The 12,724-nt window shown below is 44.0% G+C and carries 7 protein-coding genes; all 7 read right to left on the bottom strand.

Annotated elements, in window-relative coordinates:
* Positions 1-22: 22 nt before the first annotated feature.
* Positions 23-1,069, bottom strand: a complete 1,047-nt coding sequence (locus AB5N96_RS06435) for a YkvI family membrane protein (protein WP_499704984.1) — start codon at positions 1,067-1,069, stop codon at positions 23-25.
* A 13-nt stretch (positions 1,070-1,082) separates the two neighbouring features.
* Positions 1,083-2,195, bottom strand: a complete 1,113-nt coding sequence (menC, locus tag AB5N96_RS06440; protein ID WP_499704985.1) for an o-succinylbenzoate synthase — start codon at positions 2,193-2,195, stop codon at positions 1,083-1,085.
* Positions 2,192-2,989, bottom strand: coding sequence for a GNAT family N-acetyltransferase (locus AB5N96_RS06445; RefSeq protein ID WP_499704986.1), 798 nt, complete (start codon positions 2,987-2,989; stop codon positions 2,192-2,194). Before AB5N96_RS06445 ends, menC begins: the two co-directional genes overlap by 4 nt.
* Positions 2,986-4,107, bottom strand: coding sequence for an amidohydrolase (locus AB5N96_RS06450; protein ID WP_499704987.1), 1,122 nt, complete (start codon positions 4,105-4,107; stop codon positions 2,986-2,988). The genes AB5N96_RS06445 and AB5N96_RS06450 overlap by 4 nt, the downstream gene beginning before the upstream one ends.
* Before the next feature lie 4 nt (positions 4,108-4,111).
* Positions 4,112-4,969, bottom strand: coding sequence for a MurR/RpiR family transcriptional regulator (locus AB5N96_RS06455; RefSeq protein WP_499704988.1), 858 nt, complete (start codon positions 4,967-4,969; stop codon positions 4,112-4,114).
* Positions 4,970-5,251: 282 nt separating this feature from the next.
* A complete protein-coding gene (locus AB5N96_RS06460) occupies positions 5,252-10,798 on the bottom strand; it encodes a pullulanase (protein ID WP_499704989.1) in 5,547 nt (1,848 codons plus the stop codon).
* A gap of 199 nt (positions 10,799-10,997) precedes the next feature.
* Positions 10,998-12,611 (bottom strand): M20/M25/M40 family metallo-hydrolase, encoded by a 1,614-nt coding sequence (locus tag AB5N96_RS06465; protein ID WP_499704990.1) that lies wholly within the window; start codon positions 12,609-12,611, stop codon positions 10,998-11,000.
* Positions 12,612-12,724: the final 113 nt, after the last annotated feature.

The following is a 12,724-nucleotide window of genomic DNA, read 5'->3' on the forward strand; positions in this document are numbered from 1 at the left end:
TCATCCCTAGGAACTTGATAAATTATTTCTTTCGTTCTCGAACCCATGCGACGATAATGGTAGCCATGAGGGCAAAGCCTAGGTAACCAACTGTTGAATATACTTTACTCACAAGAGTCGTAAATCCAACTAAACTTGCTACGTAGCCTGCTATACCCACGAATACAATCACATACTTGAATGATTTATGGTCCGGCTGAATAAATCGAACTGTGAACGAATAAAACATCCCGACTGCAGTATTATAAATCATGGCAAGTAAAGCGATTGCCATCAAAATCCCCACTACTGGATGAATCTGCGTTGCAAGTTCAAGTGTCGGCAAATCAACACCAGCGATTGTGTCCACTTTCACAAACAAAGTTACATTCACTAAGATGATCATCAGTCCAAGTAATGCCCCACCTAATGCACCACCAATTCCTGCTACACGACGATCTTTTTCCGCCCCACCCATCACAATCAAGAGTGCAGCCCCGCAAGCGATATTATACGAAACGTAAAGCAATGCCCCAAGGAACCAGTTCCCTGCTGCTGAAGATTGTTCTATTGCAATTGCATTTGCTTCAGCAATCGATAAATCCATCGTTACTAGTGAATACCCAAGAATGACTAAAATCACTAGCAATAAATACGGCGTGATAGAGGCAATGACATTTAAAATGCTTTTCAGGTTCAGTAATAGAGTTAGAATTGTTAGAACGACCATGATGATGCTTCCAATGCGAGCATCTAACCCGAAGACTTGTTCAAATGTAGAACCTGCCCCTGCAAACATAACCACGGCTACACCGAACAAGAAGAATGTAATGAGTACATCCAGTGCAAGTCCTAAATAACGGCCACCTATATGATAAATAACTCCTTTATGTGAGGTAGTTTGTAATTGAGATCCAAGCTGCGCAAGTGTCATCCCGAGAAATGCAAACAGTGCTGTCGCTACAACTCCTCCTGCTATCCCCCATATACCAAAACTCGTAAAATATTGTAGGATTTCTTGACCAGAAGCAAATCCCGCTCCCACAATTAATCCGACGAACGCGCCAGCCATCTGTAAACTTCGTTTCATAAAACTACCTCCGTCAGTCTAAGTTGTAAGTTTTTTTCATCACAGTGTAGTCTTCTACTGCTTTATAGTCTAGTTTATAGCCAATACCTGCCGATGTTGGTACGTGAATAACGCCTTTATCTACTACCACCTCAGGCTCGATGATATCTTTCACCCAGTAGCGAGAAGATCCTGCTGTATCACCAGGCAATATGAAATTTGGAAGAGTCGTGAGCGCGACATTATGGGCACGGCCAATTCCTGCTTCTAGCATACCCCCACACCACACCGGAACGCCTTGATCCATACAGTAATCATGAATTTGTTTTGCGACTGTCAATCCGCCTACACGACCAATTTTTATATTAATAATTTTTGTTGCACCTAATTCCACTGCTTTACGAGCGTCTTCAAGAGAATGAATACTTTCGTCAAGGCAGATGGGTGTCGACAGTTCTTTTTGTAACGTTGCATGGTCGATAATATCATCTGATGCAAGTGGTTGTTCAATCATCGTCAAATTGAATTCATCTAATTGCTTAAGAAGTGCAGTATCTTCTAAACGGTAGGCTGAATTTGCGTCTGCCATAATCGCGACATCTGGAAACTCGTTGCGGAGCGTACGCATCACGTCAACGTCCCAGCCCGGCTTGATTTTCACTTTGATGCGTTTATAGCCTTCTTCCACGTAGCCACGAACCACTTCTACGAGCTCTTCCACTGAATTTTGGATGCCAATGCTAATCCCAACATCGATTTGAGTTTTTGTACCACCAAGTGCAGCTGCAAGTGATTGATTCGATTGCTGCGCATAGATGTCCCAAATAGCGCCCTCAATTGTCGACTTCGCCATATTGTTTTTGCGAATGGTTGAAAATACTTCCGTCACTTCATCCGGATGAGCCAACTCTTTGCCTAAGATAAGCGGAATGAGGAAGTCTTCAAGCATATGCCAATTCGTTTTAAACGTTTCTTCGTTGTACCAAGGGGACGAAAACGCAACGGATTCTCCGTAACCAACTGTTCCTTTTTCATCTATTGCTTCTAATAGAATGAAATCCTTCGTTTGAAAGGTGCCAAAACTAGTCGAAAATGGACTTTTCATTTCCATTTGTAAGTGGCGTAATGTGACTTCAACAATTTTCATAATGCGGTTCCTCCATAATAAACTTCTGATTTTTTTACAAATATGTAGGAATGCCAGTCCCTATCCTGCTTTAGTTCTATTGCACAGTAATCGTTTGCTACTAACTCTTGAAACAGCTTTCGAGAATCTAGCCTCCACTGGATGGCCAGTTTCGGATCCTGTTTTTTTAGCGCTTGAAAATCTTTAGGAATCGGCATTGTATAACTTTGTGCAGAACCGACTTTTCGTATATTCGTCAAGAGAGGCATCTCATTCACCCATACGATATCCGCTAAACTTTCAGGTTCAGGAAAGTCGATTTCACTTCGAGAAGCTGTAGTTGGCCAGTGTACTTCAAAACGATCAGAGGGTAGACCTGCATTTAGACCGTCTGTCATCTCCCCATAACAATTCTCTAAATACTTAAAAGATACCGCTCCAAGCTTAGTCAAATTCAAATACCCATTCCGGGCCTCAAGCGGATCATAGGTCCATACCATGTGAGTAAAGCCTCGCTTAGCAGCAAATGTTTGTTGATGATATTTCAGCGCTTCTCCAACTTTTTTGGATTGGTAGTCAGGGTGAACACCAAGCATATGCGAGCATAAATAGGCTTTTCCGTCCGAGAACCCTGCAAATCCGTAACTAAATCCAATTAAGTCTTCTCTATCAAAAGCACCGACGATGACTCCTCCGTGTTTGATAGCTGTCATCGTCTGATGGAGGGGAATAGGTTCCATGTCCCATATGATTCGTTCGAGGGCTTGCATGCCTGCCAAATCTTCACGAGATTGTAACTCGCGGTACTGTATCATGGAGACCCCTCCTCACATCTCTCTACTGCTAGTTTCGCTGCCGAGGCTAAGATACGTGCACCTTGCTCTAAATAAGTTGTATTGAATGTCATTTCCGGATGATGAAGTCCAGGTGTCACGCCACAACCCAGCCCGAGCATCGTTGTTTTAAGTTCAGGTTTGTGGAAGGAAAAGTAATGAAAATCTTCTCCACCAGGTGAAATAATCTCTGGCCCACAATGAGACTCTCCTACGGTTTCAATGATTGCGTCTTTTAGTAAGCTTGCTGCTTCTTTATTCACTTGCGCAGCTACTATCTTGGCGCCTTCATGATAGTCAATGGAGACTTTATAAAACGTCTCGACAGACGCAATCGCACGCTCCAACCCTTCGATTAGCAAGTCCATCGTATCGTTTTCTTGCGCTCGGCAATCTAAAGAGAATGTGGCTTTACCAGGAATGATATTCGCCGCAGTCCCACCTGCCTGGAGATGTGTCATTTTAATCGAACCTGAACGCCCAGGTTGAATCCAAATCCGTTTCAGTGCATCAATAAGAGCAGCCGCCGCTTCAATTGCATTGATTCCTTGCTCGGGTCTTGCCCCGTGTGCTTCGATACCAGTAATCGTTCCTCGAATCATACGAGCCGCTCCGTGATGAAGTGCGGGACTATGCACCCCTTCTGGAAGTTCAATGAGGGGGCGGACGTGAACTCCAAATAAGTACTGCAGGGGATCAATAACACCCTGGTCTAAAAGTGCGAGCGCTCCATTCCCTTTTTCTTCTGCCGGCTGAAACAAGATTCGAACCGCTCCAGTCAAATTTGCTTCGCTTAAGAGAGCTGCAGCCCCAAGCCCCATTGTCATATGTCCATCGTGGCCACATGAATGGTTCGCTTTAAACTCACCCTCTACTTCTTGCCACAAAGCATCGATATCTGTCCGAATACCAACACGTGGCGTCCCTTTTCCGATATCTACATATAAGCCTGTCATGTCTTTAAAGCGCTTTGGAGATAGTCCCAATGCTTCAAGTTCTTGTACCAAATAGTTCGTAGTTTCATGTTCTTCCCAACTGACTTCAGGATGCGCATGTAGGTGGTCAAAGTGATGCGCAAGCGTAGTTTTCAATGTAGACATTTCATCAGCTCCATCTATTTTGTAAATAGTTCACGTGCAATTTTTCATAAATCTTCTGTTGTTCTTCATAATACGGCAAATCTTGTTTCGTCATACCTGCCACCAGCGTATTGAGGAATGCCATTAGAGCTGGAAGCAAGTCGATTGTGGAATGATTCGGTGATTGCAACACAAACGGATAATCCGCTAGAAGAATGGCCGGGGCAACGGAGGAATCGGTAATGGCAAGAACTTCTGCACCAAGGGATTTGAATTGCTCCGTCACTTGCAGAGCTTCTTTGTAGTACCTGTGAAGTGAAATCAGCACGATCAGACAGTCTTCATTTATTTCACGATACAGCTTGAATAATGAAGTTGTATCTTTCGTTGCGACTTGAACATTCGGTCGCAGGATGGAGAGCGTAAACCCGAGCCACTGTGCCGCAATATAGGATGCCCCTTCCCCAATAATCACAACGCGTTTTGTTGTATGCAGTTTTTTGGTTGCTTCATCAAAAAGTTGAGCATCGATTCGAGAAGCGATGTCGGTAATTTGTTGGCTGATTGCGCCCATGATCACCGATGCGTACTGTTCTTCGTCTGTATAGGATTCTTTAGATGCTATGTAGGTCCCAAGAGAACTCGTCTGAACAACCGTTGATGTAATAGTTGATTGAAGCTCTGTATAACCAGAGAGACCGAGTGCGTAGCAGAAACGAATCACAGTTGTCTCCGATGTCTCCGCATGTTTTCCCAGTTCCGCAGCTGAATGTATAAGAACAAGCGTAGGAGAATCTAAAATCAGTTTGGCGACGCGCTGTTGAGATTTTGAAAGGGAAGGAAAGACGTGTTCAATTTTTGTTTTTAAAGTGTCTTCTCCCATACGAAGCTCTCCCTTCTTTTTTGTAGTTTTGAAGTTTACACTTCATTTTGTTGTTAGTACTGTAGCATAGATTGACTAACATTTGCAATGAGTTATCTGAATATTGAGTAGATATAGTTAGATGTGGAGCCGACTGTTCAGAAATTGTGCGAGATGACAGCGTGGACCGTGGATAGGTGACAGCCACCAAATGGAAGTCACTTCCAAATGGTGCCTGTCACCACAAAAACTTCCCCAAATAGGCACCATCAAAAAAAGACCAGCGGCTGCTGGTCTTTTGAGTTACTTCTTGTCTTTTCCTTTTGCCTTGCCTTTCCCTTTCTTCTCTTCTACTTTCACCACAACAGCTGTTAATGGATCAAGCTTCAGTTGAGAAGACGTTAGCGAGAATCCAGAAGGCTTCTTCACTTTTTTGACGCCTGCCTCGTCATTGTCTACAAGGACTTCTCCTTTTGTTAAATTTAAATCGCCTAGTGAAAGTGTGCGACTCTTCGTATCCGCGTTGACAAACACATAATACGTACCGGTACCGTCTGTGGATTTGCTTTCGTACGCGATGACTAAGTCTGTCGCTTGCACTTCAGGAATTTCAAGCAGACGAACATTTTCATTCACCAACTCAAGCTCGCCGAGTCGGAAAGCATCCGTTGAACGACGAAGTTTGATCAGTCCTTCTGTATACGCACGGGTTGTTGTGTTAATCGAAAATTTCTTTTTGTCCGTCGCTTTTTGCCAATCAAACATGTTGATGGCATCCGAAGAATCATAAGAATCATGAATGAAGTAGCCAAATGGTTTACCTGTCTCATCTTCTAATTCATGGTACTTCTGCTCCGGAACACCTTCGCCGAACCACTGCTTCGTACGGCCATACTCTTGACCCGCATGAAGGAATGCTGTTCCTTGAGAAGTTAAAATCAATGTATTTCCTAAACGCATACGCTTATGGATTTCAAGGTTGTTTTCAGGAATTGCTGGGTCTTTCTTGATGGATTGTGCAATCACATCATATAGTGTCAAGTTGTCATGCGCTTCAATATACTGCACCATATCACCTGGGTCATCGTGTGCCGTGTTCGATGGTAGTCCTTTGATGTTGTTGAAGATTGTATCAATAGAACGCGCACCGCCTGTTAAGAAGCGTGGCTCTCCTTCAGAACCAAAGCCAGATTTTAATTCATTGCGAATCTCATCTGAGAATACGCCGACGTCATCTGTCTTATTCATCCAGTCTTGATCGGCACCCATCCCAGCAAGATCTGGCTCCGCGATATGCCCCGCAAACGTTCTCCAGCCCTCCCCAATGAATAAGGCGTCTGGGTTAATTTTTGCAGCTTCGTCATAGGCTTTTTGAATGGCCGGGTACGTCGCGTCACCCATCATATCAAAACGCATGCCGTCAATCTTGTACTCATCGAACCAATACTTCACGGAATCAACCATCAACTTCTCAGCCATTGTGTGATTCGTCGCCAAGTTGTTTCCGAACCCACCAAGGAAGTTACCGTTTGCATCTTGGTAGAAATAATAGTCCGGAACGATGTCATTTAAGTGAGAAGATTTTGCCATGTGCGTGTACACGACATCTAAAACGACACCCATTTCGCGGTCATGAATTGCGTCAATCAGTTGCTTCAACTCTCTAATGCGTAGTTCAGGGTCCATCGGGTCTTCTGAATACGCTCCGTCTGGTGCAAAATAGCCGTGCGGGTCATATCCCCAGTTGTATTCATTGCCACCTGCTGAATACTCCAGTTCACGCTCATCCATCTTCGTTTCATCTCCATAATACCAAGCCATAACTGGAAGCAATTGAACGTGTGTGACGCCAAGTGACTGAATGTAATCGAGTTTATCGATCAGAGCTGTGTATGATCCCCAACGCGTTTTCAGGTCTTTTGAAATTGATGGATCCGATGTGAAGTCACGTACATGCACTTCGTAGATAATCGCATCTTCCCGCTTTTCGTATCCATCAATTTTCGCATGTTTGAAGCCTTTTGGGTCTGTTCCTTTTAGGTCAACAATCGCTGCTTTGCCGACTAAATCTCCGTCTGGTCCTGCCTCACCTTCTGTATTGACCGTAAATGCAGCAAGTGATTTTGCATATGGATCTAGTACTTGTTTTGTGATCCCGTCATGCGTGACATCATATTGATAGTAATAGCCTTTCAAGTCTTTTACACCCACATCTTTTGGTTGAACGTTTGCAGTCCAAACACCGGACTCTCCAAGTGTGAGTGCAACTGATCCGATATGTTTTGCGGAATCTTTTTTATCATAGAAATGTGCAACGACGTCTTGTGCTTTTGGTGCCCACAGTTTCAGTGTAACGGCCCCTTTTGAATACGTTGCTCCGAGATCATCACCATCATAGGCATACAATGTGTCAATCAAACGCCAGCCAGCGTCTGCTTGCACTGTACGACCCGCGAACTCAATAGATAATGGAAGCTCTTCTAAAGAGAAGTTCGCTGTCACATCTACTGTTTTACCATCGACAATCTTCACGTCAGAAATAGCCACTGCATTTCCGGATGCATCCGTAACCGTTAGTCCTTCGCGCAGTGTATCTACTTCTAGACCGTCTGTCATTGAGAACCCTAAACGAATCGTATCTTCTGACACCACTTCACCAGTTAATAAGCCAGTTGCTACATCCCCATAAGGACTGATGTAGACAGTATCATCTCCTTGTTTGATCCACAAACGGTTGTATTTATCCAGTAAGTTAAAGGATTTGTCGCCACCATCTTTTTCCTGCGTCGTTTCATTCACAATCAAGAAACTAAGTTGTTTCGCAGCTTCTGTAAGTGTGAGGTCCACATAGGCACCGTATTGGTCGCGTCCAGAAAAATCAGCTGCATCCGTCGGCCAGTTCGCAGATGGATTTTCAACATCTCCCCAGTTCCATACACCCAAGTTTTCATAGTCTCCTGCGTCACGTGTGTAGTGAATTCGCACGGTGTTTTCAGGAAGGTCGACTGGCTCGTATGTGTAAACTGTGTCATCTCCTTGTTTGATCCAGATTTCATTTTGCTCGGGAGATGAAAGTGTAAATCCTTTATCCCCACCGTCTTTCCCAGCATCCCCTTTTGTGATATCCATCACGAGGAAACCAATGTTTTTTGCACCTTCCCGAAGTTCCACATCGATGTAAGCACCGTAGCTGTCTTTTGATGTGAACAGTGTCGCACCGACTGGCCAGTTGGCAGAAGGACGTGCTACGTCGTTCCATAACCAGGCACCGAAGTTTTCATAGTTGCCGTCTGTTCGGTTGTAATGAATGCGGATATGGTTGTCTGGAATTGGCTCAACGGCTGGCGCCGTACCTTTTGTTGCAGATAGAATCGTGCCTTCTTCAAGTGTTAAAAGTACTGTACCTCCGTCTGTATTCGCAGGTAATGTCAGAACGACTGTGCCTGCTGCATCTGCTTCATACGTTTGACCAGAATAATGGTCCACGAGTTGCGCGTTCGGTGTATCCGTCTTCACTGTAATATCCGTTGCTTCACTTGCTACATTTAGACCGACATAGACTTTATCGTCAGTAAACGTGTGGCTAGTCATTAAGAACTTCTCAGCGTTCGAACCGCCAAGTGTCTCACGTTCACCTTTAGCGAATGTTTTCGAGTGATCTGCGCGGAAATTCAGTAATTTCGTGTAATGATTTAACACATCATTGTTTTCTACTTGATCCCAAGCCAAGTCATAACGGTTGTCATACTGTGGGTAGTTGTTTGCTCCAGTTTGCCCTAGTTCTTCCCCGTAATAGATGACCGGTTGACCTTTTGCTGTTGCCTGTAGGGATGCGGCCACTTTATATTTGCCAATGTCACCACCAAGACTGTAAAGGAATCCATCTTCATCATGACTTCCTAAAAATTGACCAAGTGTTGCCGTGTTGGAAAGCTTCCCATGGCGCGCTTGCAACGTCTCATTGGCAGATTGAATATTTCCGTCAACAAAGCTTCGGGCAATCGACTTAAATTCAAAGTCAAGAAGAGAATCCATCATACCTGTATTCAAGTACCCAAGCGTATTTGTGCTACTCGCTCCCCAAGCTTCTCCAATCAATTTAAAGTCTTGTTTCTTTTCAGTAAGTGCAGCTTTAAATGCCGTCCACGTTGCATCTTCCACGTGTTTCACTGTGTCCACACGGAAGTAATCAATCGTGTTCCCGTTTGGTGTCGTCGCAAGATCGATCCACTGCGTTTGCCAGTCGATGATTTGTTTACGCACTGCGGGGTCTTCTGTCTTGAAGTCTGGCAGTCCTGCTAATTCTCCTACAACTTCATCTGACCCGACTGCTGTGCCTTGTCGCAGTAAATCGCGGAACGGAGCGCGGTCTTCTTCAGATGGGTAGCCCACAGGTGGATTTTGCAAGTTCGCATCTACGTCTTTTAATCCATAACCTGAATGGTTCAATACGACATCCACCATTAATTTCATGTCCCGTGCGTGCAATTCATCAATCAATTCATGAAGTTCGTCCATCGTCCCAAAGTGTGGATTCAGTTTCGAGAAATCATTTGCCCAGTATCCGTGATAGCCGTAATACGGTTCCCCATCTTCGCCTAAACGAACATCGTATTTTACATTGTCAACGATTGGACTAATCCAAACCGTGTTGACACCAAGCGCATCTAAATAGTCCAGTTTTTCTGTGATGCCTTTTAAGTCGCCACCTTGGTATGTCCCACGTTTTGACGTATCATAGTTCATGCCGTGTGGGTCATTGTTGGAACTGTCCCCGTCGAAGAAGCGGTCTGTCAGCATGAAATAAATCACTGACTCGTCCCACTCAACTACCTTTCCTTCGGATTTCACCACTTCTATTTGTGTAGTACTTTCATACACATTTCCGTACGAATCTTTCACAGAAATCGGCAGCTCTTTCGTACCTGCTTCAACACTGTCTTTTACTGACACAGTGATTTTAGAAACGGCAGGATCTACTTCGAGTGCCCCTGACCCGCCAAGTGCAGAATCATCGACTACGATAGATGCGATAGAAAGTCCTTCTGTGAGTCCATCAATAGATAGTGTTAAAACTGCTTGATTTGTTGCAGAAATCGTCTGAGGAGAAATGTCGCCATTCACCACAAGATCTGCTTGGCGGAAATCTATAGAAGACACTCCGTCCACAGTGTTATATGGATCTGACACTTCTTTCGTTTCGCCATTTCGTGTCACGGCATAAGTATACGGTGTAACACCATTTGGAATATCTGTGACATCCACGACGAAGCGCTCATTGTCTGTTTCATATGTCATGTCATATGTTTCTCCTGCGAATTGGAGCTTTACCTTGTCAATCGTATGCATTTCGTCTGTTTTAAAAAGGTCTTTGTCACGGTAATAAAATGTCGCATCTCCTTGATTGATGACGGGTGCCGAGCCGTCTGGCACTATACGAATTTGTTCAACACCACTTGTGACATATGCCTTTGTTAGTGTGTCATTTTTATTGACTGTAATAAAACGATCCCCAAATTCTTTTTGTGCTGTATTCCAGTCGTAAGTGCTACGGAGTACAAAACCAAATTGCTTTGTATCTTTGCCAACAGCAATGTTTGCAACTGCCTGTGTCCCTTCTTTTGTCTCAAACTCGAGCTGGTCATCTTGAACGCCCGTATTCCACGCCCAGATATTCCAGTCTCCAAATTGTCCATCTTCTCGACTATACGTCATCCGTACAGTTCGGTCTTCAGATTCTTCAGTACTTGGTGAAATAGTTTGTGCTGTAGCAGCAGGTACAATTGGTGTTCCAATTCCGATAACTAACGCGAACGAAGTGACCCAAGCCAATAGTTTTTTCCCTTTCAAATGCATTCTTCCCCTCTGTTTGTAATCGCTTTCAACTTTTCGTGCAGTTGAAATTTGCGCAAGCGTTTGCACAAATATCTACATATAATGCTACAGCACAGTAAGTTTTCAGACAATTGTTTTTTGAAAATTCCGTAAGAGGACCTAGAAAAAATAAAAACCAAGAGAGCATTACTAGCTCTCTTGGCCTTCTCTATCTTCAGATGACTTCTACACTTTCCATTACAGTGCGAATCACTTGCTCCACAAACACTGGCGTTTCCACAAAAGCACTTTGAATATGAAGTCGCTCCGTACGTTTATGAGCGTCTTTTCCAAATGGCCCCACATTCAATACTGGTGCCTGCAACTGCTCCATTTCTTTAAATGGAATAGAGTAGGTGACATCCCATACCGGCGTGTTCGCTTCATAGATCTCCCAGCCCGTTGAATCCCCTTCGTAATTGACATAACTCAAGTCAGATATTCCGTTGAAATAATGCACTTGATGAACACTTAAATCAAATTGATTTTTTGCTAAAGTTTGAATCCTGGATATACACGCTTTAACCAACTCATCCTCTGAAGAATTCACTGCTGGGTAGTAAGGTGGTGTGAACAGCAGCACGATCGCTGGAGCAAACTCTGGAAAACGCGTGAGTAATTCTTTCGTGAGTTGGAGTGCAATCTCTCGGTCGTCATGACCATCTAAGGACATACACTTTTTCTTGATTGCATTGAGTACATCTTTTCCCAAACGCTCTACTGCATACTTTTCTAGTGCTTCGTAGCGCAAGACTTGAACTTTACCTAAAGGACTTCCGCCTTGTCTTTCACATACTTTTGTATACCATTCATCAATTTCATTCGCAGCAAGTTTTGCCACTTCTTCAAACTCATTGAACACATCTGCTGCGCTTTGCTTCATCGTAAATACGTTATAAAGCGCGGACGATAAGAACGGAGTCTGGGTGGAATAACTTTCCCGTAAGTCTTTTTGATGAAGCGTTACAGGAAGCGGTGTCACTTCTCCGTAGACGACTTCTTCAAACAGCGGATTCATTTCCATTCTGCGCGTCATCATGGAAGCCAACAAACTTGATGTCATTCCGCTCAGCGGTTCTCCAACGTGCGTTTCTTTTCCGTAAAATAAAGCAGAGGGCATGATTTTCCCTATGGAACCTGAATAAACTTTATACTCCGTGTCGGTCGGATTCATAGAAAATACGGGTTCCCCATTTAAAAACAAAGCGTAGTCGAGCTTCTTCTCTTCTTTCCACTCAGCCAATAGCTTTACGGCTGCTCTCATACCTGCAGAGTTCACTTCTTCGTCAGGAACGGTGAGCAATACTAAATTGATCGGCCACTCCTCTAGTAATGCTTTTTCAACGGTCGCCATATGAATCGCAAGGCCTGCTTTCATGTCCATCGTCCCGCGGCCCCACAAATAGTCGCCTGATTCTAGGTCTTCTCTAGCTACTTCTGACAAAGATTCTTTATGCGCATGAAATGCTTCTGCAAGTTCGCTTGGAGAGTACGCATATGGTGCAAGTTCACCATATTCTTCAATGCCCACTGTATCGAAGTGACTAATTAATACAATCGTTTTTTTCGCTTTCGGATGTGTTGTAAGAGCAGCAACGAATTGACGTCCTTCCCCCGCATCTCCTAAAACAAGATTCTCGGAATTTGTATGGAAGTAGGAAAGTTCCTGTAGTTTTGATGCAAGCTTTTTAGAAAATTCTTGTTCCCCAGCAGTCGTGCTGCGGCTATCCCAACCGACAAGTTCTACGAGGAGATCTTGTAGGTGGTGTGGTGTCTGCCATAATGCCATGAGTTGTTCTTCCTTTCACATTCAAGTTCTTTTTCAAGCTTACCTTCTAGAGGTGGAGAACGCTAGTCTTAAAACTGAGCGGTCGTTCTTCTACCGTAACGTTGATTTATTGT

Origin of the sequence: Chryseomicrobium imtechense (assembly GCF_041475995.1) — a bacterium.
Taxonomy (GTDB): Bacteria; Bacillota; Bacilli; order Bacillales_A; family Planococcaceae; genus Chryseomicrobium; species Chryseomicrobium aureum.